This window comes from Burkholderia sp. Ac-20344 (genome assembly GCF_017104975.1).
Classification (GTDB): Bacteria; Pseudomonadota; Gammaproteobacteria; order Burkholderiales; family Burkholderiaceae; genus Burkholderia.
The window spans coordinates 73,556-96,654 of sequence record NZ_JAAGPP010000014.1 but is presented as its reverse complement, the minus strand read 5'-3'; the positions used below and the strand labels follow the sequence as shown (position 1 = coordinate 96,654).

Here is a 23,099-nt window from a genome sequence, read left to right as displayed (position 1 = left end):
CGACGAGCGCCACCGCGCCGAACAGCGCGGCCGTGCCCGCGAAACGCGCGAGCAGGAACAGGTTGGGATCGGCGTAGGGCTTGATTGCCCGCGCAACGATGAAGCCGGTGGACCAGAGTGCGACGAAAGCGGCGGCGACGATCGAGGTCAGCATGCGTGGCGGGCCGCGAGGCGGCCGGACAGAATCGTGAAGTCGGCCAGTATCGGGGGAAGCGATGCGGGCGTCTTGTCGAATCCTGCACTCATGCTGCGTGCCGCGCATGCGGCGCCGGGGCGAGGGGATGGGGGCCGCCCCTCATACGGAGCGGGCGCGCGCGAAGCCGCGGCGATCAGTCGATCGAGAACGTGTCGAGCGGCTGGTTGGCGCGTGCGTCGTTCGCGAAGCGCGCGGCGAGCTGTTCGTAGAGCCGGCGGGCTTCGTCGAGCGTCAGGTCGATCCAGTACGGATCGCCGGCCGCGTCGTTGAGGCGTTCGGGCGGAAACTGGATTTCGATCACACTGCCTTTGCGATACATGGCACGAGCCCCTTTGCTTGGTGTCGTTCGGCGAAGCGCAAAGTGTAGCAACCGGCGCCGCGCCGATTCGCGCGCGCCAGGCAATACAGAATTTCGCTTTCGGGAGACACGGCCTGCGGGGCTTCCCGCCGCCGTCAAATGCCGGTCAAACGGCCGTAATACAATGGCCGGCTCACCCATTACCAGTCGCCTCGGGCGCACACGCGATGCTGGCGGAACAACGTCATCAATTCATCCTGTCGGAGCTCGGACGGTCGGGCGCATTGTCGGTCGCGGAACTCGTCCGCTCGCTCGACGTGTCGCGCGAAACCGTGCGGCGCGACCTGAACGCACTGGCCGCGCGCGGCCTGCTCGTGATGACGCACGGCGGCGCGCTGGCCGCGGATCGCCGCGAGCCGAGCCTGTCCGAGCGCGAAGCCGCGAACGCGGAAGCGAAGCGCACGATCGGGCGGCGCGCGGCCGAATTCGTGCCCGACGATGCATCGGTGCTGATCGATTCGGGCAGCACGCCGCATGCGGTTGCGCTCGCGCTTGCCGACCGGCACCGGCTGTCGATCTACACGAACGACTGGCGTACTGCGTTCGTGCTCGCGCGGCGCAACGGCAACCGCGTGACGCTGCTCGGCGGCGAGCTGTCCGACGACGAGGACGCCACCTTCGGGCTCGACACGATCCAGCAGCTTGCGCAGTACCACGTCGATTACGCGTTCGTCGGCGCCGGCGGCATCACGCCCGACGGCGAATGCACCGACTACTCGCGGCTCGCGGCCGAGGTGCGCAGCCGGATGATCGCGGCGGCCGGCACCGCGATCATCGTCGCCGACCATTCGAAATTCGGCCGCGTGACGCCGGTGCGGATCAACGGCACGGCCGCTGCCCGCTATCTCGTGACCGAACGCGCGCCCGACAAGGCCGTGCGCCGCGCACTGACCGCACGCGGGATCGAGCTGCTCGTGTGCGACTGACGCGCGTCCGACATACAAGGTTCATCGAACCGTCATCCCCCGGGAAGAACCGCCGTCAAGACTGACCCATTCACCTCGACCGGCCGCAAGGCCAGGGAGCAACGAATGACCGTCAGCGTGCGCAGCTATCTTTCCCCCACCCTGGTCCTGCTGGCCTTCGACTGGCCCGATGCGGCGTCGCGGTCCGATTTCCTCGGCTTCGCGATCCGGCGCACGCCGGGCTTCTGGTCGGCCGACGGCAAGACGCGCGCGCCGGACAGCTGGTTGCCGAACCGCCTGACGTTCGACGGCCCGGCCGCGCACACGCAGGGCGACGCGCCGACCGACCAGGCACCGATCCAGAAATTCATGTGGTGGGACGCGCGCATCGATCCGCAGGACCGCGGCGCATCGTTCCGCTATGACGTGTATCCAGTCGTCGGCACGCCGGCGAACCTGCAGGTGCTCGACGCGCAAGCCGGCGTGTGCAACGTCGTGCTGCCCGCGCATATCGAGGACGGCATCGGCACGTGGTTCAACCGCGCGGTGGTCAGCTCGCAGGCATTCGCGAAGCAGGTGGCGGCGCTGGGCTTCGCGCCGAATGCAGCGCCGAGCGACGCGCAGGCGCTGAAGCTGCGCACGTGGCTCGCGAACGACATGGAGCAGGTGTTCGCGGAGATGCTCGACCCCGCATCGCGCGCGGCGTCGGCCGTCTATCACCTGACCGACACGCTGTGGGCGCTGCCCGCATTCGAAGCGTTCGGGCGCAAGCACGGCGAAGCGTCGCTCGCGATCGTCTACGACGCGCACACGACGGCGCGCAAGGGCAAGCCGCCGCTGCCGTCGCCGAACCAGCCGGCCGTCGATGCGCTGCAGGGTCTCGCGACGCTTGCGCCGCGCGACCGGACGCACATCATGCACGACAAGTTCATCGTGACCGATGCGTCGTCGAACGCGGTGCCCGCACGCGTGCTGACCGGTTCCGCGAACTTCACGACCGAGGGGCTCACGGAGCAGGCGAACGTGCTGCACGCGTTCGACTCGCCCGCGCTCGCCGCGCTGTACAACGATCGGGCACATGCGCTGGCCGGGAATCCGTCGATCGCGGAGACGGCGCGGTTGTCGCCGGGCTGGTCGGAGCCGATGACGATCGGCAGTGCGCAGGTGCGGCTCGCGTTTTCACCGGAGCCGGCGGGGCAGCGCACCGAGATCGACACGATCGTCGCCGCGATCGCGGCCGCGAAGCATTCGGTGTCGTTCTGCCTGTTCATGCCGACCGACGCGGCGCTGCGCGACGCGTGCTTCGCGGCCGGCGACCGCGGGCTGATGATGTTCGGGCTGGTGAACAAGATCAACGTCGGCAGCGCGACGAAGGCCGATGCCGCGCAGCAGGCTGGCCAGACGCTCGATGCGGCGACGCTCGCGAACCTCGAGTTGTACCACCGCAGCCGCGACAACCACGACGTGATCGATGCCGCGTATTTTTCTCCGGCCACCGTGCCGCAGGGTTTCGAGCCCGAACTGCGCCTCTTTCCAGGTGAACCGGCGCCGGCCTTTCCGCCCGTCGTCATCCATCACAAGTTCATCGTGATCGATGCGGAAGGCGCGAATCCGGTCGTCTATACGGGCTCGGCGAACATGAGCCGCAATTCCGAGCAGTACAACGACGAGAACCTGCTCGAGATCCGCGACCCGCGGATCGCGGCGATCTATCTCGCGGAATTCCTGCGGCTTTACGAGCACTATCGCGCGCGGGCACTGGCGATCAATGCGAAGCAGCACGGCACGGACGCGGACGCGGGCGCGCATGCGCGGCTCGCGCTTGCGCCCGATTCGAGCTGGGCGAAGAAGTATTACGTGGCGGGCAGCCCGGAAGAGAAGGCGCGGATCGCACTGGCGTCGACCGCGCCGACCGACTGACGCCCGGGAGAGCGCCGGGCGCGGATGACGCGCGCCCGGCGTTTGACTGGCAGGGAAACCGGCTGACGCCGCCGGTTACGCGGCGACGTAGCGCAGCACGGCGTCGGCGATCGTGTCGCGATGCCGCGCGCGCAGGCGCGGCGCCGACGGATCGCGGCCGAACGCGGCGCCGAACGTATAGCGGTTCGACACGCGGTGGAAGCAGAACGAGCTGATCAGCAGGTGCAGGTCGAACGCGTCGATGTCCTGGCGGAACGCGCCGCTCGCCGCGCCGCGCTCGACCAGTTCCTCGAGCGTCTTGATGATGCTGACGTTGCGGTTCTTGAACGACTTGAGCTGTTCGAGATACTTCGCGCCGTGGATGTTCTCGATCGACACGAGGCGGACGAAGTCGCGATGCTTGTCGTGATAGTCGAACGTGAATTCGACGAGGCGGCGCATGCCCTCGCGCGGCTCCATGTCGCCGACGTGCAGCTCCTGCTCGAGTGCGCGGATGTCGCCGTACACCTTCTCCAGCACGGCCTCGTACAGGCCTTCCTTGCTTTCGAAGTAGTAGTAGAGCATCCGCTTCGTCGTGTTGGTGCGCTCGGCGATGGCATCGACGCGCGCGCCGGCGAGGCCCATCGCGGAGAATTCCTGCGTGGCGACGTCGAGGATGTTGCGCTTGGTTTGCTCGGGATCGTATTTGCGCCGCGCATCGGACGGAAGCGCGCGGGTGTCGGACGTGGCGGCCTTGCTTCCTGCTTTCATGTGAATTTATTGTGGCTTCGGCGGCTTGGAAAAGCCATTCTAGCATGTGGGAAATTCCCGCCCGGCCGACCTTCCGCTCTAATCGGCACGCGGTTTCGGCCGCCGTGGCCGCCGCTCAGCGGCGGCAGGACGCGAGCGCGTCGCGGGCCTGGTACGCGGTGTACGTGAGCTGCGCGGCGGCGAGGCCCGCCAGCCCGAACGTGCGCGTGAGGCCGAACGCGTTGAAGCCTTCCGGCACCGGCCGGCCTTCGGCCAGCGCGGCCGCGAGCGCTTCGCCGGCAACCGTGGTCGGCGCCATTCCGTGGCCGCCGAACGCGATCGCGTGCCACACGCCGTCCGCGTCGCGGCCGATCTGCGGCATCTTGTGCCGCGCGTAGCTCATCAGCCCGCCCCACGCATAGTCGACCTTCACGCCTTCCAGTTGCGGATACACGCGCAGCAGGTCGCGCCTCAGCAGGCGGGCGATCGCATCGGGGCCGCGGTCGAGCACGGAGATCCGGCCGCCCCACAGGATGCGCGTGTCCTTCAGCGGGCGGTAATAGTCGAATGCGAAACGCGTGTCGTAGATCGCGTACGGCGCGTCGATCGCGTCGGGCAGGCGCGCGCCCAGCGGTTCAGTTGCAATCACGTAGGTCGCGATCGGCAGCACCGCGCGCTCGATACGCGGCGACACGCCGCGCGCGTAGCCGCCGCCGGCGAACACGACGTCCTTCGCGCGCACCGTGCCCTGTGCCGTGCGCACGACGTACCCGGCACCTTCGCGCGCGATGCCGAGCGCGGCCGAGCGTTCGTACACGCGTGCGCCGCCGCGCGAGGCGGCGGCCGCGACGCCGAGCACGTACTTGAGCGGATGGAAGTGGAACGCGTTCGGCTCGAACAGGCCGCCGTAATAGCGCTGCGTCTTCAGCCGATTGCGCAGCGCGTCCGTCGAAACGGGTGCCCAGTCGACGCCGAGTTCATCCTTCATCAGCGTGCGCACGCTGTCGAGCCGGGACGGATCGTCGAACCAGTTCGCGAGCATCACGCCCTGGTCGACGATGTCGCAGTCGATGCCGTAGCGCGCGATCCGCGCACGGATCAGGTCGACTGCATCGACGGTGAGCCGGTACAGCCGGCGCCCTTCGTCGCGGCCGAGCGTGCGCAGCAGGTCGGCGTTGTCGAGGCTGTAGCCGCCGAAGACGAAACCGCCATTGCGGCCCGATGCGCCGAAGCCGACCCGTTCGCTGTCGAGCACGACCACGTCGTGCACACCGCGCTCGACGAGGCCGAGCGCCGTGCACAGGCCGGCGAGGCCGCCGCCGACGATGCAGACCTGCGTGTCGATCGTGCCGGTCAGTTGCGGGTAGGGCTGGCGGGTAACGGTGGCTTCGTAGAAGTTCTGCATGCGATTTCGTTGACTCGTAACGGCGGAAAAACAGGCGGCGCGCGTCGATCTTGCCTGAACGCGCGCGCCGCGTCGAATGGGGAGTTTCAGGGCACGGCCGCCGCGCTCGGGCGGCGGCCGGTGCGACGCGGGCCGATCCGCGCGGTCAGGCGCCCGGCGTCGGGTTGGCCGGGCGGGCGACGTAGCCCGCGTAGCCGGTGTCGGCTTGCGGGGCGGGTTCGGGCGTCGCGTTGCGTTCGATCCACGGCGCGATTTCCATGTCTTCGTAGCGCACGAGACGGCATTTGCGCACCAGCGCGTAGCCGAGCCAGATCGCGAGGAAGAACGGCATGCCGATGTAGGTCGCGGCGACGCCGACCCAGTCGATCTTGTCGGAGAGGAGCGCCTGGTAGTCCTGGCCGAGCGCGACGACCGCGCACAGCGCGAACGCGAACAGCGGGCCGAACGGGAACCACTTCGACCGGTACGGCAACTGGTCGAGCCGGTAGCCCTGCTTCAGGAACCCCTTGCGGAACCGGTAATGGCTGACCGCGATGCCGAGCCACGTGATGAAGCCGGCCATGCCCGACGTGTTCAGCAGCCACAGGTACACGGTCTTGTCGCCGTACAGCGACGTGAGGAAACACAGCGCGCCGACGGCCGTCGTCGCATACAGCGCGTTGCGCGGCACGCCGCCGCGCGACAGCTTCGCGAAGATCTTCGGCGCGCGGCCTTCGACCGCGAGGTTGTAGAGCATCCGCGTCGACGCGTACATGCCCGAGTTGCCGGCCGACAGCACGGCCGTCAGGATCACCGCGTTCATCACGCCGGCCGCGAATGCGAGGCCCGCGTGGCGGAACACGAGCGTGAACGGGCTCACGCCGATGTCGGTCACGTCGCTCTTCAGCAGGCTCGGGTCGGTATAGGGGATCAGCACGCCGATCACGAAGATCGCCAGCACGTAGAACAGCAGGATGCGCCAGAAGATCTGGCTCACCGCGCGCGGGATCGTCGTGCGCGGGTTTTCCGATTCGCCGGCCGCGACGCCGATCATTTCGGTGCCCTGGAACGAGAAGCCCGCGATCATCGCGACGCCGAGCATCGTCGCCCAGCCGCCGGCGAACGGCGCGTCGCCGATCGTGAAGTTGCCCCAGCCCGCGCTCGGGCCGCCCTGCATGATCCCGAAGATCATCAGCAGGCCGACGCCGACGAACGCGAGCACGGTCAGCACCTTGATCAGCGCGAACCAGTATTCGGCTTCGCCAAAGCCGCGCACCGACAGCGCATTGAGCGCGAAGATCAGGATGAGGAACAGCGCGCTCCACCAGACGCCCGGCACGTGCGGGAACCAGTAATGCATCACGAGCTGCGCGGCGACGAGCTCCACCGCCAGTGTCACGGCCCAGCTGTACCAGTAGTTCCAGCCGAGCGCGAAGCCGAAGCCTTCGTCGACGAACTTCGCGCCGTAGGTCGCGAACGAGCCCGACACGGGCATGAACGCGGCCATTTCGCCGAGGCTCGTCATCAGGAAGTAGACCATCAGGCCGATCACCATGTACGCGAGCATCGCGCCGCCGGGGCCGGCCTGCGAGATCGACGCGCCGGACGCGACGAACAGGCCCGTGCCGATCGAGCCGCCGATCGCGATCATCCGCAGATGGCGCGCCTGCAGCGCACGGTGGAGGGACGGCTTCGCGGGCGGCGAGCCGGACGGACGGGGCGAATCGGGGCGGGCATCTGAATGCATGGCGGGCGCTGGGTGCTGTCTCCGGGATTGTTTTTCGGTGACGAAGCGCGACGCGGTGCCGGCCGCGGGCCGGGCAGCGGTGATGCGGTGCCGGAACGGGCCGGATGAACCGGGCCGCGATGCGTGTCGCCTTCGTCTGTCGTCCGGCAGCCGTCATGGCGGCCGGCGGCGCGCCGGGTGCGTTGCACCTCGACGTCGCCCCGATTGTGGGTGCCCGATGTATGGCCGGCAAACGATATTTCAGAACAGGGTGATGCAGGTTTGTCATCAACTTGCGTCGTGCCGCGATGCGTCCGATGGCCCGGCCACGGGCTTTGGAAACGTCCCATATCGGCTCAAAAACGCATCCGGTCTGTCCGTTGAGGTATTGCGTTTTCGGAATGAAGTCGTGAGTTAATATCAATAGCGGCCCGGCTTGTGGCCACCGACAATGTGTTTCATGGATCGTGCCTTGCGAGGCGGGGGCGCGCCGCCCGGCCGGGCTTCCGGCGGCGGCGCAGCGCGATGCGCCGAATGGCGCACCGGGCCTGCCGCGCGGCGCATCCGCTTGCACAGGGCGCGCGAACGCGCTCCAATCGAATCACGCGGGCGGCGCTGCCGCCGCACCGATCAATCTGTCCCTGAAGAGGAAGTGATGCAATTCAACGACATTCTTGCCGCGCTCGATATCGATCTCGCCCAGTGGAAAGGCAATGCGCTCACCGCGCGTTCGCCGCTCGACGGCGCGACGCTTGCGACGCTGGCCGTCGACACGCCCGCCGACGCCGAGCGCAAGATCGACGCCGCGCACGACGCATTCCTCAAGTGGCGCACGGTGCCGGCGCCGGTGCGCGGCGAACTCGTGCGCGTGTTCGGCAACGTGCTGCGTGAGCACAAGGCCGAGCTCGGCCGCCTCGTCACGCTCGAGGCCGGCAAGATCACGTCGGAAGGCCTCGGCGAAGTGCAGGAAATGATCGACATCTGCGATTTCGCGGTCGGTCTGTCGCGCCAGCTCTACGGTCTCACGATCGCATCCGAGCGCCCGGGCCACCGGATGATGGAAACGTGGCACCCGATCGGCGTGTGCGGCGTGATCTCGGCGTTCAACTTCCCGGTCGCCGTGTGGGCGTGGAACGCGGCGCTTGCATTCGTATGCGGCGATTCGGTCGTGTGGAAGCCGTCCGAGAAGACGCCGCTCACCGCGATCGCATGCCACGTGCTGCTGCAGAAGGCGATCCGCGAATTCGAGAAGACCCACCCGGGCGTCGCGCCGGCGGAGCTGAGCCAGCTGGTGCTCGGCATGCGCGACGTCGGCGAGGTGCTGACGGCGTCGAAGAAGGTGCCGGTCGTCAGCGCGACGGGCAGCGTGCGGATGGGCCAGGAAGTCGCGAAGGTGCTGAGCCAGCGTCTCGCGCGCGGCATCCTCGAACTCGGCGGCAACAACGGGATGATCGTCGCGCCGAGCGCCGATCTCGACCTCGTCGTGCGCGCGGTCACGTTCGCGGCGGTCGGTACGGCCGGCCAGCGCTGCACGACGCTGCGCCGCCTGATCGTGCATCGCAGCCTGGTCGAACAGCTGCTGCCGCGCATCGAGAAGGCCTACGCGTCGGTGAAGGTCGGCAACCCGCTCGAGGAAGGCACGCTGGTCGGCCCGCTGGTCGATCGCGGGTCGTTCGATGCGATGCAGAAGGCGCTGGGCGATGCACGCGAGCAGGGCGGCGAGGTGAAGGGCGGCGAGCGCGTCGACGTCGGTCACGCGGATGCGTACTACGTGCGTCCGGCAATCGTGCGGATGCCGAAGCAATCGGCGGTGGTCGAGCGCGAAACGTTCGCACCGATCCTGTACGTGATGGTCTACGACAACTTCGACGACGCGATCGAACTGCACAACGCGGTGCCGCAAGGCCTGTCGTCGGCGATCTTCACGAACGACATGCGCGAAGCCGAGCAGTTCATGTCGGCAGCGGGCAGCGACTGCGGGATCGTCAACGTGAACATCGGCACGAGCGGCGCGGAGATCGGCGGCGCGTTCGGCGGCGAGAAGGAAACGGGCGGCGGCCGCGAGTCGGGTTCGGATGCGTGGAAGGCTTACATGCGCCGCGCGACGAACACGATCAACTACAGCCGTCAGCTGCCGCTGGCGCAGGGCGTGAAGTTCGACGTCTGATGCGGGGCGCCCGGACGGGCGCTGCGTATAAGTAGAAAGGGCCGGCTGCCGCGTTGCGGTGCCGGCCCTTCGTTCATCTGCGCGACGGCAGGCGTGCGAGCCGCGTCATGCGTCGCCCGCCGCCGGCAGGTTCTGCACGACCAGCATCTGCGGGCTCGACAGCGTGATCCCCGCCGCGCGCAACTGCTTCAGGATCTCGAACAGCAGATCGCTCTTCGTCGAACTCGCGATCCGCGGGCTCGACACGTAACCCGTCACGCTCAGCGTGATGCCGTCCGGCGTGAGCTGGCTGAACGTCACCGACGGCGCCGGCTTGTCGAGAATCGCCTGATGCTCGCGATACGCGTCGAGCAGCAGGTCGCGCACCTGCTCGGGATCGGTGTTCAGCGGGAACGTCAGCACCAGCGTCGCGACGCCTTGCGTGCTGTTGCCCATCGTCACGTTGCGCAGGTTCTGCGAGATCAGCTGCGAGTTCGGCACGATCACGGTCGAGCGGTCGCTCAGCTGGATCTCGGTCGCGCGCACGTTGATGCGGCGGATGTCGCCTTCGACGCCCGAGATGCTGATCATGTCGCCCACCTTCACCGGGCGCTCGGTCAGCAGGATCAGCCCCGACACGAAGTTCTTCACGATTTCCTGCAGGCCGAAGCCGATACCCACCGACAACGCACTGACGATCCACGCGAGGTTGTTCCACCTGACGCCGAGCAGCCCGAGCGTCATCAGCACGAGCAGCACGTAGCCGACGTTGGTGAACAGCGTGATCAGCGATACGCGCATCCCCGTATCCATGCCGAGCGCGGGCATGAACTCGCTGTCGAGCCAGCGGCGCAGCGAGCGCAGCAGGTAGAAGCCGATCGCGAAGCCGATTCCCGCGTTCATGATCCGGTCGGGCATGATGTTCAGGCTCTGCAGCCGCTGGCTGCCGATCATCGCGACCGCGCTGTCGAGCAGGTCGCCCGGCGTCGTGCCGAAGCCGCCCGTCAGCAGCGCGATGGCTGCGATCAGCATCAGCAGGCTCGTGCCGAAACCGGACAGGACCGTGCGGGCCTGGTCGAGGTGCTGGTCTTCGAGCGCGAACAGGTGCTTGATCTGCTGGCCCGTCGACAGGCTCGACGAGAACAGGCTTTCGCTCGCGTCACGCGTCAACTGGATCAGGATGTAGGTGGTGCCGAGCACGATCTCGAACCACACGAGCTCGTAGGTAATGAAGCGCGCGACCGTGATGTAGCCGATCAGGAGTGCGACCAGGGCCGCGACGATGGCCAGCGTGACGGCCGCATGGATCAGCCCGGCGAGCGTCGAGCGCTGCTCGGGCGCCTCGCCGGCGGCCGCGAGCGCGCTGCGTGCGCGGTTCGAGCGCAGCAGCGACGCGCCGACCGTCACCGCGACGACGAGCGACACGATCCCGCGGCCGAACAGCGTGACCGACAGGCTGGTGTCGACGATCCGGTTGATCGATTCGAGCGTGCCGGACATCAGCAGCAGCGCGGCCAGGATGCCGGGGAACGGCCGCATCGCGAGCGCGACGGCATCGGCGAGCGCGGGCAGGCGCCACGACGGATGCTTCGTGCAGAGCAGCGCGCGGCCGAGCCCGGCGATCAGCGCGCAGGTTGCGGCAAGCTTCGCGAACTGGTCCCACAGATCGGTCAGCCCCGGTGTGAGTTCGTAATGGCGTGCGACGGCGAGGTAAAGGATCTGAACGGCAATGGCGGTTGCCAGCAGGGTCGACAGCGCGGTCGACAACGCCAGTGCGCTGCGGCGCAAGCGGGTGGCCGGCAGGCGGTTCACGCAGAACCAGGCGAGCCCGCGCTCGATGAGCCGGCGGCCGCCGAGCCACGCCGCGAACGCGGCAACCAGCAGCAGCACGGTGATCGTCTTTTGTCCGGCCACCCACGACGAGCGCAGCATGTCGCGTATTTCTTCCTTGAAGTCCCCGAGCCGCTGCGCGTCATCCGGCGAAACATGGAACAGCGGCAGCCAGAACTGCGCGCTGAAAATGCCGCCCGAACGGAACGCGAGCTGATTCTTCAACAGGCCGCGATGCAGCTTCGCGAACTGTTCGCTCAGGTTCGTGAGGTTGGCCTTCTGGTCGGCCGTCTGCTTCAACGCGGCATCGAGCTGCGTCTTGCGCGCGTTCAGCGTCGCCCGCTGATTCGCGACGGCCGGCGTTTCCGGCGCAGCGCCCGCGGCAGGCGGGGGACCGAGCACGTCGAGTTGCGCCTGGACCTGCGCGCGCTGTGGAACGAGCTCGCTCTGCAGCTTCTCGACATCGGTGCTCAGCTCCTGCGTCGCATCGCCGAGCGCGTCCAGCTCCTTGCTGCTCGAGGCAGTCGAGGTCTGCTGCTTGATGCGGTCCTGCTCGGCCTGCATCTGCTTGAGCTGCGCGATGGCGTCGTTCAGCGAAATGGCCGGAACGGGCACGCCGACGCCGCTCGCGCCCGGGGCCGAAGCGGGCGCCGGAAACGCCGACGCGGTCGCGATCGCCGCGAACTGCAGCAGCGCGATCAGCGCGATCCGGCGCGCGTAGGTGGATAGTCGTTGTATGGACATGGAATGCTTACGATTTGCCGACAATGCCGTCGCCGAAAGGCGCCCGGAAGCCGGTGGTTGGCCCGGTAGCATGTTACCGGGGTGTGGGGACGAGCGATGTTCGAATCTGAGGGGGCAAAATCCGGGCGCCGTGCGGGTGCGATGGGCTGCGATCTGGCCGCTTGTGCCCGGTTTACCGGGCTCGCATTGATCGTGCCACGTAGGACAGGTCGCGGTTCGTGGTGCTCGGTGACATCGATCGGCCAGATAGATGGTTACCGAATTTACATAACATTCGGGGCAAGCCACGCCAATAAATAGGGTGCGATAACCCGTTTCGGGTGCGGGTTCGAGAGCCGTGACCTTTCATTTTCCAGTCGCCCATTCGTCGGTACAATGCCGCGGGTCGCTGGCATGACGTCCAAGATACGAACCGGGGACGGCTACCGCGGGCCGAAAAACAAACAACGAGAAGAATCCTGAGAGCATGGCAGATCAAAAACTCCCGCCGGGTGCGGAATATGAGCAGGCCACCCCGTGGCTGACCGATGTGCATCCGGACGACGTCGTGGCGTCCGGCGAAGGCTTCAACGCGTGGCTGATCAGCGTCACGAACGGCTACGTGAACGTCGACCGGCTGGCGACGGTGGCCAGCATGATTCCGATCCTCAACAACCTCATGGCGCTGGCCGACGCCCTGACCGACATCGTCTCGATCATCCGCAAACGGGGCGGTGAACTGCTCGACTATCTCGGACTGGCGATCAACCTGATCGGCGTGATTCCGTTTCCGCCGGTACTGGCGCCGATGCGCCTCACGGCACGGCCGCTGCTGGCGCTGATCCGCAATCAGCTTCTGATTCACAAGCGCGACATCGGGGCCGCGCTCGTGTCGATCGTCGTCACGCACGTGCAGGCCTCGTTTTCGACCGAGGTCGAGGACTTCCTGACGAAGCTGCAGGCCGTGGTCAACGACCTGATCGACCACTGCGCGGCGAAGGCGCAGGAGATCTTCACGGGCCTGGCCGACGGCATCGACGCGGTGGCGGCGGGCAAGCTGTTCGATCCGACGAAGAACGAACAGGAAGCCGCGGAATACCGGCAGTTGATGAAGAAGAGCGGATGGTTCAGCAAGGACCAGGTAAAGGGGGCGTGGGGTTATCTGTGCGAGTCCGGGGTGGCGCTCGGCAAGCGCAACGCCAACTCCGCTGGCAGCACGGCGGCCGGGTTCGTTCCCGAGGAGTACGTCGCGCCGATTCGCTCGATTGCTGTGTCGCTGCGTACGTTGGCGCCGGTGGTGGTCGGCAAGATCAATGAACTGAAGGGCAGCGACGAAGGCAAGCTGATGTGGCTGCTGCTGAAGCTGATCAATGCATTGCGGCACAAGCGCGAAGCGATGCGGGCGGCATCGATCAAGTCGCAGGGCACGACGGAAGCAGAGGCCCGGCGGCCACAGGTACCGGTTGCAGCGACGAAGAAGGAGGCGAAAGCGAAGGGCTCCGGCGTCGACCACTGCGAAGAGTGCGGGCTCGGCGCGTCGAGCGGTTCGATCAGCTATGCGTTCGGCGACGAGACGTTTTCCCATGCCGATTTCGAATTGCCGGGTGCCATGCCCGTCGTGTGGATGCGGGTCTATCGGTCCCGGCTGGCCGGATACGATGACGGCGAACTGGGTGCGCGCTGGCTGTCGCCGTACATGACGCGGATCGACGTTCGGGGCGGCAAGTGGATCTACAGCGATCCAACCGGCCGCAACATCGAATATCCGGTGCTCGCGGCAGGCGCCGTTCACGACGATCGCGTGGAAGGCGTCACGCTGAGCCGGCTCGACGACACGTGGGTGACTGTCGCGTACGGTCACGATTTGCTTCACGTCTACGAGAAGCGCGGCGATTCGTTCCGCCTCGCATTGCAGAAGGACCGCGCGGGCAACACGATCGCGCTCGATTACGACGACGCGAATCGCCTGGCGCGGCTCGTCAGTTCGGCTGGGCATACGCTCGCGTTTCGTCACGACAGCCGCGGGCGTATCGCAACGATCGAGCAGATCATCGACGCGAACACGCGCACGACGCTCGCGCAGTACCAATACGACGAGAACGGCGACCTGGTTCGGGCAACCGATCGATACGGTAATGCACGCCAGTATGCGTACCATCGCCATCTGATTACCCGCTATACGGATCGCACCGGCCGTGGCATGAACCTTGAGTGGGAGGGGGCCGAGCGCGACGACAACACGAACGCACGGTGCGTGCGTGAATATGCCGATGACGGCAGTCACGACATTCGCCTGATGTGGCATCCGAACATCCGGCTGACCTATGTGACCGACGCGCTGGGCAACGTCACGCGGTACTACTACAACATCCGTGGGTACATGTACCGGATCGCCTATCCGGACGGAACCGAGGAGTGGATGCGGCGCGACCAGGACAACAACCTGGTGATGCACGTTCATCGCGACGGCGGCATCGAGGAGATGGACTACGACGCGCGCGGGAACATGACGAAGCATTATCGCGTCGACGGGGCGGTTGTCGCGATGGAGTACGACGACAAGGATCAGCTCGTTCGGCTCAAGGATCCCGAAGGGCACGTTTGGGAGCGTTCGTATGACGACGCGGGCAATCTGGTTGGACAGAAGGATCCGCTCGGGCATGAGACGAAGTACGCGTACAACGCCGCCGGGATGCCGGTCAGGATGGTCGATGCGAAGGGCGGTGCGAAGGCACTCGTCTACGATGAAGCCGGACAATTGCTTCAGTACACCGACTGTTCCGGCAAGGTGACGAAGTGGCGCTACGACGCCGATGGGCGACTCGCGCAGTCGGTCGATGCTGCGGGCAATGCCACGGTCTACCAGTACGGCAAAAATGGTGGGTTGAGCGAGATCTCGTCGGCAGCAGGCACCGTCCGATTCACGCATGATGCGGAAGGTCGGTTACTGTCCCAAACCGATCCGATGGAACGCGTCACGCGCTTTTCGTACGATGTGGCGGGACGCGTGGCAAGCCGTGTCGATGCGCTCGGCTACACGCTTTCATATCGCTATGATCGTCTCGGTCGCTTGACTGCATTGACCGATGCGAATCGCGCGACCTATCAGTTTCACTACGATCCTGCGGGGCGCTTGCTGGAAGAGATCGGTTTCGACGGCAAGCGGACGACGTACGGATACGACGAAGGCACGCTTCAGCCGGTGAAGATCGACGAGGCCGGGCAGGTGACCGAACTCGAGTTCGATCAGGCTGGCCGGATCGCGCGCCGGATCTCGGGTGCCAGCGAGGAGCGGTTTGCGTACGACGCGAGCGGACGGCTCATCGAGGCGCGTAACAGTCACAGCCGGATGCAGATGTTCTTCGATCCGGTCGGTAATCTGGTTCGCGAGCATCACGCCTATCGGTTGTTTGGCGCCGAATCGCGCAGCTACGTGTGGCATCACGAATACGATGAAATCGGCACGCGGATCAAGACCGTTCGACCCGATGGGCATGTGCTGGACTGGCTGACCTATGGCTCTGGTCACGTGCACGGGCTCGTGCTCGATGGCGAGGAGCGTATCCAGTTCGAGCGTGACGATCTGCACCGCGAAACGGGGCGGACGTTGTCGAGCAAGCTGGCGCAGCAGACGCAATACGATCCGGCCGGCCGGATTACCCGGCAGGCTGTTCGGCGATCGAATGCGCCGGCGGCACTGGCCGAGCGTCGGTATCGGTACGATGCCGCGGGGCAGCTCGAGCATATCGAGGACAGCAGGAAGGGGCTGATCAGTTATCGCTATGACCCTATTGGTCGCCTCATTGAGGCGATCGGGCCGCTCGGCGCGGAGCATTTCGCGTTCGACCCGGCAAGCAACATCGTCGATCAAGGCAGCCCGAAGCACGCGCGTACGCCGGGGCTGGCGAAGGCGAGTCCTGTCGTGCCGGACAGCGTGGACAGCACGTTGCCGCCGGAAGTGCCGAAGGTGCTCGGCAATCTGTTGAAGGAATACGCTGGCACGCACTTCGAATACGATGCACGCGGGAATTTGATCGGGAAGCGTTCGCCGTCGGGTAGGCAGCAATACGAGTGGGATGGATTCAACCGGTTGAGAATCGCGCGTGTCGAGGAGTCTGAGCGGCAGCATGAAGCGCGGTATTTCTACGATGCGTTCGGGCGCCGGATCGGCAAGGACGTCGATGGTGTGCGGACGGTGTTCGGCTGGGATGGCGATCAGCTTGCTTATGAAAGCGGCGAGGGTGGTGCGACGCAGTATGTGTACGAGCCGGAATCGTTCGCCCCGCTTGCCCAATATGTGACGGCTCAGCCGGTTGCGGGGATTCAGACACCGGTGTGGCGGGAGGGCGAGCCGTATGTGCCGGAGCAGGATCCGCTGCAACGTGTGCCGGAAAGACAGTCGGACGCGTATTTGTTCTACTACCACTGTGACCAGATCGGCACGCCGTTGCTGATGACGGACGAGTTAGGCGAGGTGGTGTGGGAGGCGTCGTATCGTGCCTGGGGCGAAGCGCGGGAGGTGATTGCGCGGGTGTCGCAGCGGGCGGGCATCGCGCCGAGGAACCCGATACGGTTTCAAGGGCAGCAGGAGGATGCCGAGACGGGGCTGAGGTATAACCGGAATCGGTACTATGATCAGGAAACGGGGCGGTTCATTAGTAGCGACCCGATCGGGTTGGCGGGTGGCATCAACGTATATCAATACGCGCCCAATCCGACGCTGTGGATTGATCCGCTCGGCTTGGCACGTTGCCCTTGCGATCCGTGCTCGAAATACGATGTTGGTCCGTACGACGAGCTCAAGAGGCGTTCAGCTTCTGGCGACAATCTAGACATTCACCACGCTATGCAAAAACACCCGGCCGCCCAGGTTGTTGCTGGCTACGATCCAAAGACTGGCCCAGCCATAGCTGTTCCCGCCGGTGAACATGAACAAATTCCGACGCGTAAGGGCGTGTATTCGGGAACAGCGAGAGATTTGTTGGCAAGCGACATCAGAGACTTGAGACGATACACAAACGCTTCCAACAAGTGTTTGCAACGGCTCATCGCGCTCAACAAGGGAATGTACCCAAAGGCTTTTAAGAAATAGTATTCACGTAAAAGGGACTTCAGTCATGAATACAGAGGAATTCGTTGCTGCGATCCGGACACATGTGCAGGAGCAGGCGGCAAATGATCTCGTGAGAACGTTTACTGCCCCTCCGGGGAGGCGACCTCGTGATCTACTGATCAAGGTTTCGGAGTGGCGTGCTCGTTTACCGAGCGATGAACAACGGCTGCTAGACGAAGTGATAGCGGAATCGGTCCGTGTTGCATTGTTTGGTCTTTTTGCTGTAATCGACGGGTCAAGGGTCGTGGACGAGAATGTTGATCGGTTCGTTATTACTGCTGTAGGTTACGACGGAGCCAAAACGGAGCTTAATGAAGATACAGCAGTCGATCTTCACAGTGAGTTTGCGCCTGATTGATGGGCGCATCCGAAAGGAGTAGTGAAACGACAGGGGCCGCGTAAGCGGCCCCTGTCGTTTCTGCGCGCGATACTCGACACGGCTCGGAAATCGAACAACGCGCAGTTCCTCGTTTTCCCCGATCTGGAAGAAGCGTAGCGGCGGCCATCAGGATGGGACGGCTAGAAAATCCGCATTGCCACCTTGCGGCGCGCGTCGTCGTTGATGTGCATGTGCTGAATTCCGGCGATGATGAACCGTATGTGCCGGAGCAGGATCCGCTGCAACGTGTGCCGGAAAGACAGTCGGACGCGTATTTGTTCTACTACCACTGTGACCAGATCGGCACGCCGTTGCTGATGACGGACGAGTTAGGCGAGGTGGTGTGGGAGGCGTCGTATCGTGCCTGGGGCGAAGCGCGGGAGGTGATTGCGCGGGTGTCGCAGCGGGCGGGCATCGCGCCGAGGAACCCGATACGGTTTCAAGGGCAGCAGGAGGATGCCGAGACGGGGCTGAGGTATAACCGGAATCGGTACTATGATCCGAGCAGTGGGCGGTTCGTCAGCAAGGATCCGATCGGGTTAGCGGGAGGAATCAATGTTTACCAGTACGCGCCTAACTCGATAAGCTGGATTGACCCGCTTGGCTTGGCATGCCGCCGACCGGGCGGCTATCGCGTGAATGATGCAGATCAACACGGCAACCTTAGCCCGTAAGCGAATCGAGCGCCGGGTAACACGAATACGGTTGCCGACGGGCTGGTGCAGTCGCATCATGCGATTCAGCAGGAATGGGCAAAGCAGCAGGTGTTCCCCAACGGGACCTATAGTTCACGAGCTGCTCCGGCGGTTTTGCTGCCGAGCACTTCGGGATCCGTCCACGCCCAAATCTCAGGTATGCAGCGGGCATTCCGAAATCAAAACGGCTTCAATACGGATGTACGGACAGAGTTTAACGAGGCTGCTCGGCAGATGAGGGCAGCAGGTGTCCCAGAAGCTGTCGTGCGACGAGCGATACGGCAGAATTACAAATATTTCGACTGTTTGGGAGCTTTCAATGCTAAATAAAGCGTATCTTGGCCAACACTTCGAACTCAGAATCCCGGCGACCCTTAGCCAGATTAATGTTGCAGAGGTGAAGGCTGGGTTGTCTTTTCCTAAAGAATACGTTGAATTTCTTTCGATTACTAACGGTCTAAATTCGACGGGTTGCTTGGCTCTTCATGAAATAGAAATTTTGCCTGAGAGAAATGTCGAATATGAAGTCCAGAAGTATCTTCCTGGATATTTTATGATCGGGGATGATGGCGGTGGCCAAGCAATTCTGATTAACTCTGCCGGAGAAGTATTTGAAGTGGGGATGGGGGTAATGAACCCGAATTTTTTGGAGAGATCGGCTGACTCGCTGACCGATCTGTTGGTGAATCTCAAAGGCTTGACGCTGGGGGAGAGGTGAATCCAAGGTCGCGCCACTCGGAGCCGTTGGTCAAAAGTCCGGTGGCTTCGTGTTGTTTGTGCGCACGGACCCAATGTCAATGAGAGAAGCAAGACGGCCAGATGAGGCCGGTGGTACAAAAGGGGCGCGAGTACTTTTGCTGATGCTTGCGATTGGCGATAGTTGGATTTGCCGGGCGAGGAACTGCCGTGAAGTATTACGTTCTGTCTCAAAGAGCAGACCCGGGATGCCCGATCGGCATGCTGAATGGCGCGCTGTACGACAAGTACTATCAGGACACCACGAGTGTAGGCGTCGGATACTTCCCCTGGTATGCAAACCCGTCGCGCGGGAAGGCGCACGAAAAATTTCCGGATGGCGTCGTCTTCATCACTAAAGACGACCGGTACGATTTTGATGTCCGCGCAGACTTGGGTTTTCATTACCTGATGCGCGAAAGATTTGGTGCTGTCGTTTCTGAACTGAACGTCCCGATGGTGGACGTCGCACCGGTCAAGATTTTGTCTTTGGAAGGAACGCCCGCATCGGGAGACGGCTATTGCGTTGCAATCTTCCCGAGCTTTCGACCTGAAGAGGTGGATGGCGGCGAATCGAAGTTTGTAGACGGGAAATTGGGCGGAATCGCAAGAATAAGGAAGCTGGTTGTATCCGACGATTTCGCATGCCCTATCTTCAAGCTGATCGGCATGGAGGGGAGCAGCAACTCGTTGATCTGCTCCGAGGAATTTCGCCACGAAGCCATCGGGCGCGGCATCAAGGGAGTCGAATTTCTGGATGCAGAGAGCGTCGATTGGCCGACGGTGAGGCCTGTATGACGTCATGCTGCGCTCGCCGGTGACGGTGGAACCGGCTTGATCAAGGCCGTTCCTGTGCGTGGCGGCGCGCGACCGCGCGTCAGATGACTGATGTGTTCCGCCGTTCGCCTCGCTAAAATGCGCGAAGCCGCTCGCCAGTTCCCCTCTGCTGGCGCCAACGACAATCAAGAATCCGGAGACTTGCCACCATGGCATCCACCCAGCCCGACCCGCTCGCCGCAGCGGGCGCCGCCCGCCCTGCGGAGATCGACCCCGGCTCCATCTCGGCCCGCCTCGACCGCCTGCCGCCCACCCGCACCGTCTGGAAGCTCGTCATCCTGCTGAGCCTCGGCTTCTTCTTCGAACTCTACGACCTGCTCTACAGCGGCTACGTCGCGCCGGGCCTCGTGAAAAGCGGCATCCTGTCCGCAACGACACACGGCCTGTTCGGCACCACCGGCGTCGCGAGCTTCATCGCCGCGCTGTTCTCCGGGCTCTTCATCGGCACGATTGCATGCGGCTTCCTCGCCGACCGCTTCGGCCGCCGCGCGATCTTCACGTGGTCGCTGCTGTGGTACACGGCCGCCAACGTCGTGATGGCGTTCCAGGACACCGCCGCCGGGCTGAACTTCTGGCGCTTCGTCGTCGGTCTCGGCCTCGGCGTCGAGATGGTGACGATCGGCACGTATATTTCGGAGCTCGTACCGAAGCAGATCCGCGGCCGCGCATTCGCGTGCGAGCAGGCGGTCGGGTTCGTCGCGGTGCCGGTGGTCGCGTTCCTCGCGTACCTGCTCGTGCCGCACGCACCGTTCGGCCTCGATGGCTGGCGCTGGGTCGTGCTGATCGGTGCGCACGGCGCGCTGTTCGTGTGGTGGATTCGCCGCGAATTGCCGGAAAGCCCGCGCTGGCTCGCTCAGCAAGGGCGGGTCGAAGAAGCCGATCGCATCATGCGTGCGCTCGAGGCGAAGGTCGAAGCCGAATACGGCCGGCCGCTGCCGCTGCCCGCGCCCGCCGAGCCCGTGCCGCCGCGCGGCAGCTTCCGCGACATGTGGGTGCAGCCGTATCGCAGCCGCACGATCATGATGACGATCTTCAACGTGTTCCAGACGGTCGGCTTCTACGGCTTCGCGAACTGGGTGCCGACGCTGCTGATCAAGCAGGGCATCACGATCACGTCGAGCCTGATGTATTCGAGCGTGATCGCGCTCGCCGCGCCGATCGGCCCGCTGATCGGCCTCGTGATCGCCGACCGCTTCGAGCGCAAGTCGGTGATCGTCGCGATGGCGGCGGCGATCGTCGTCTGCGGGCTGTCGTTCAGCCAGACGACGGTGGGCGCGTTCCTGATCGTGCTGGGCATCGGCCTCACGCTCGCGAGCAACATCATGTCGTACAGCTTCCACGCGTATCAGGCCGAGCTGTTCCCGACGTCGATCCGCGCACGGGCCGTCGGCTTCGTCTATTCGTGGAGCCGCTTCTCGGCGATCTTCTCGTCGTTCGTGATCGCGGCCGTGCTGAAGGGCTTCGGCACCTTCGGCGTATTCGCGTTCATCGCGGGCGCGATGGTGATCGTGATGGCCGCGATCGGGCTCATGGGGCCGTGCACGAAGGGCATCGCGCTCGAAACCATCTCGAAGTAATCGGTGGTCGTGCACGCGTGTCGCACGGTTCGTGCGGCATGCGTGCCATGCATTGCGCGTGTGGCGTATCGAAAATGATATGGCATGCGAATCGATTCAAGGAAGCCATCCCGCCATAACGAAAAGCGCGGCATCGCGTGTCGATCTCGAACGCCAAACAAGCAAGCTTGCCACGCAACGAAAGACCGAGCGGAAACGAGTTGAAACAAAGCGTGACGAAGCGCAAATCCGCAGTGAAACCGCGACTTGCGTCGCTGCCGATTCTTGCGCGGACGCGTAGAATGAAGGGCCTGACGACTCATTAGCCGCCATCGGAACGTACGCGTTGCATCAGCGAACGGCTCCACCGCGAAGAGGCGTCGGCGCCGGGCGCACACGATGCGCCGGACGTGTCGATGGCTCGCGCGGAAGATGCGCCGCTCGCAACAGCAGCATGCGGCGGCCGGATCGGCCGATGGCTTCGAACGTATGATGCTTTTCAGCCTGGCGCGGCGATTTGCGAAGCCGCGTTGTCTTGCCCGTGCCGCCGCGTGTCTCTGGCTCGCTGCCGCACTGCCGATCTCCGTGCTTGTCGAGCAGCCTGCTTTTGCGGCGTCCGACGCACCGTTGCGCGCCGCTACGTCATCCTCATCAGTCGCGTCGCCCGCATCGTCGCCCGCCCATGCGCATCCCGCTTCGTCGGCGCATGCGTCGTCGGGTGCATCGGCGGCGCAGTCCGCGCCTGCCGCATCACATGCGCATCCCGCGGAGCCTGCCGGCCCGGCGTCGGGCGCATCGGGCGCATCGAGTGCATCTGCAGCTTCTGCCGCATCCGCCGCCACACCTGCATCGGCCGCTTCCGCCGCGCCCGCCAGCGAGGCCGAGCCGCCTGCGCCGACACCGCCGCGCCAGCACCCGCCTCTTTCGGCCGAAGAAGCGAAAAATGCGACGGCGCGTGCGGTCGACATGCGCAAGCGCTTCACGCAGGAAGTCGCGCGGCGCCTGAACGTGCCGGCAAGCGAGCAGCGCGCGTACGGCGAGCGGCTCCAGCAGGCGCTCGCCGATGCAGACCTCGGCGACCTCGCCGGCGAATACGTCGCGATGGTCGACCGCGCGCCGAACGTGCAGGCGCTGTTCATCTACTTCCGGGCGACGCCGGCCAATGCGTGGCTGATGATCGGCGCATCGCCGGTCGGCACCGGGCTGCCGGGCAAGTACGACCATTTCCTGACGCCGCTCGGCGTGTTCCATCACTCGCCGGACAATATGGATTTCCGCGCGGAAGGCACGACGAACGAGAACGGCATTCGCGGCTACGGCAGCCGCGACATGCGCATCTACGACTTCGGCTGGGAGGACGGCGAGCGCGGCTGGGGCAAGGGCGGCGTGTCGCCGATGCGCTTCCAGATGCATGCGACCGACCCCGATCGCCTCGAAGCGCTGCTCGGGATCCGGCACTCGAAAGGGTGCGTGCGGATTCCCGCGTCGCTGAACCTGTTCTTCGACCGCCACGGCCTGCTCGACGACGATTACCAGGCACGCGTCGAAGCGGGCAAGTCGCTGTGGGTGCTGCGTCGCGATCGCGACATCACGCCCATCGCGGGCCGCTACCTGGTCGTGATCGACAGCGCACGCAAGACCCGCCCGGCGTGGTCGCCGTTGCCGGGGCGCAAGGCGTGGTCGAAGGTGCCGAAGGGCGGCGACACGGCGGACTGAGCGCCGGGCCGCCGGGCGCGGGAGGCGCACGGATGAGAATAAATCCGTTTTATTGAACCATAACAAAAGCAAACTTTTATTATCCGATCCGGGTTCGTATAGTCGAGGCCAGTTTCGCGGAACCCTGCCGCGCCTGGACCATCACCGACCA

General features: G+C 64.8%; 15 protein-coding genes and 2 pseudogenes. 11 read left to right on the top strand and 6 right to left on the bottom strand.

The features are described 5' to 3' along the window. Positions 1 to 262 (bottom strand): annotated as a pseudogene (locus G3N64_RS39665) (EamA/RhaT family transporter); the annotation flags it as partial. 67 nt (positions 263 to 329) lie between these two features. Next, the gene (locus G3N64_RS07275; RefSeq protein ID WP_060083291.1) at positions 330 to 515 is read right to left on the bottom strand and encodes a hypothetical protein; all 186 of its coding nucleotides are present in this window, start codon (positions 513 to 515) and stop codon (positions 330 to 332) included. Positions 516 to 721: 206 nt separating this feature from the next. Between G3N64_RS07275 and G3N64_RS07270 the strand changes: the two genes are divergently transcribed. After that, positions 722 to 1,480 (top strand): DeoR/GlpR family DNA-binding transcription regulator, encoded by a 759-nt coding sequence (locus G3N64_RS07270; RefSeq protein ID WP_205783159.1) that lies wholly within the window; start codon positions 722 to 724, stop codon positions 1,478 to 1,480. A gap of 105 nt (positions 1,481 to 1,585) precedes the next feature. Further along, positions 1,586 to 3,379 (top strand): phospholipase D-like domain-containing protein, encoded by a 1,794-nt coding sequence (locus tag G3N64_RS07265; RefSeq protein WP_205783158.1) that lies wholly within the window; start codon positions 1,586 to 1,588, stop codon positions 3,377 to 3,379. Between the two features lie 75 nt (positions 3,380 to 3,454). Here G3N64_RS07265 and G3N64_RS07260 read toward each other — a convergent pair whose 3' ends face one another. The 3 genes from G3N64_RS07260 to G3N64_RS07250 form a co-directional block, all read right to left on the bottom strand. Next, a complete protein-coding gene (locus G3N64_RS07260) occupies positions 3,455 to 4,129 on the bottom strand; it encodes a TetR family transcriptional regulator (protein WP_085042517.1) in 675 nt (224 codons plus the stop codon). A 115-nt stretch (positions 4,130 to 4,244) separates the two neighbouring features. Continuing rightward, entirely contained in the window at positions 4,245 to 5,513 is a 1,269-nt protein-coding gene (locus tag G3N64_RS07255; RefSeq protein ID WP_205783157.1) for an FAD-binding oxidoreductase, read from the bottom strand. 145 nt (positions 5,514 to 5,658) lie between these two features. Then, complete coding sequence (locus tag G3N64_RS07250) at positions 5,659 to 7,143, bottom strand: amino acid permease (protein WP_346778804.1); 1,485 nt, start codon at positions 7,141 to 7,143, stop codon at positions 5,659 to 5,661. Between the two features lie 730 nt (positions 7,144 to 7,873). Between G3N64_RS07250 and G3N64_RS07245 the strand changes: the two genes are divergently transcribed. Continuing rightward, positions 7,874 to 9,385 carry an aldehyde dehydrogenase family protein gene (locus tag G3N64_RS07245; protein WP_205783155.1) on the top strand — a complete coding sequence of 504 codons (1,512 nt, stop codon included), beginning with the start codon at positions 7,874 to 7,876 and terminating at the stop codon, positions 9,383 to 9,385. A gap of 105 nt (positions 9,386 to 9,490) precedes the next feature. Here G3N64_RS07245 and G3N64_RS07240 read toward each other — a convergent pair whose 3' ends face one another. Continuing rightward, positions 9,491 to 11,938: a DUF3772 domain-containing protein gene (locus G3N64_RS07240; protein ID WP_205783154.1), complete on the bottom strand. Its 2,448-nt coding sequence runs from the start codon at positions 11,936 to 11,938 to the stop codon at positions 9,491 to 9,493. Positions 11,939 to 12,404: 466 nt separating this feature from the next. On the opposite strand from G3N64_RS07240, the gene G3N64_RS07235 reads away from it, so the two are divergent. From G3N64_RS07235 to G3N64_RS07200, 8 genes and pseudogenes are all read left to right on the top strand, one after another. Next, entirely contained in the window at positions 12,405 to 17,009 is a 4,605-nt protein-coding gene (locus tag G3N64_RS07235; RefSeq protein WP_205783153.1) for an RHS repeat-associated core domain-containing protein, read from the top strand. Between the two features lie 25 nt (positions 17,010 to 17,034). Next, on the top strand, positions 17,035 to 17,388 hold the full coding sequence (locus G3N64_RS07230) for a hypothetical protein (RefSeq protein ID WP_205783152.1): 354 nt from the start codon (positions 17,035 to 17,037) through the stop codon (positions 17,386 to 17,388). Between the two features lie 239 nt (positions 17,389 to 17,627). Then, positions 17,628 to 18,017 (top strand): annotated as a pseudogene (locus G3N64_RS07225) (RHS repeat-associated core domain-containing protein); the annotation flags it as partial. 111 nt (positions 18,018 to 18,128) lie between these two features. Further along, entirely contained in the window at positions 18,129 to 18,434 is a 306-nt protein-coding gene (locus G3N64_RS07220) for a hypothetical protein (RefSeq protein WP_205783151.1), read from the top strand. Beyond that, positions 18,352 to 18,822, top strand: a complete 471-nt coding sequence (locus tag G3N64_RS07215; protein ID WP_346778803.1) for an SMI1/KNR4 family protein — start codon at positions 18,352 to 18,354, stop codon at positions 18,820 to 18,822. Before G3N64_RS07220 ends, G3N64_RS07215 begins: the two co-directional genes overlap by 83 nt. A gap of 188 nt (positions 18,823 to 19,010) precedes the next feature. Further along, positions 19,011 to 19,637 carry a hypothetical protein gene (locus tag G3N64_RS07210; protein WP_205783149.1) on the top strand — a complete coding sequence of 209 codons (627 nt, stop codon included), beginning with the start codon at positions 19,011 to 19,013 and terminating at the stop codon, positions 19,635 to 19,637. Between the two features lie 188 nt (positions 19,638 to 19,825). Further along, positions 19,826 to 21,253, top strand: a complete 1,428-nt coding sequence (locus G3N64_RS07205; RefSeq protein WP_205783148.1) for an MFS transporter — start codon at positions 19,826 to 19,828, stop codon at positions 21,251 to 21,253. A 378-nt stretch (positions 21,254 to 21,631) separates the two neighbouring features. Continuing rightward, complete coding sequence (locus G3N64_RS07200) at positions 21,632 to 22,948, top strand: hypothetical protein (RefSeq protein ID WP_205783147.1); 1,317 nt, start codon at positions 21,632 to 21,634, stop codon at positions 22,946 to 22,948. Positions 22,949 to 23,099: the final 151 nt, after the last annotated feature.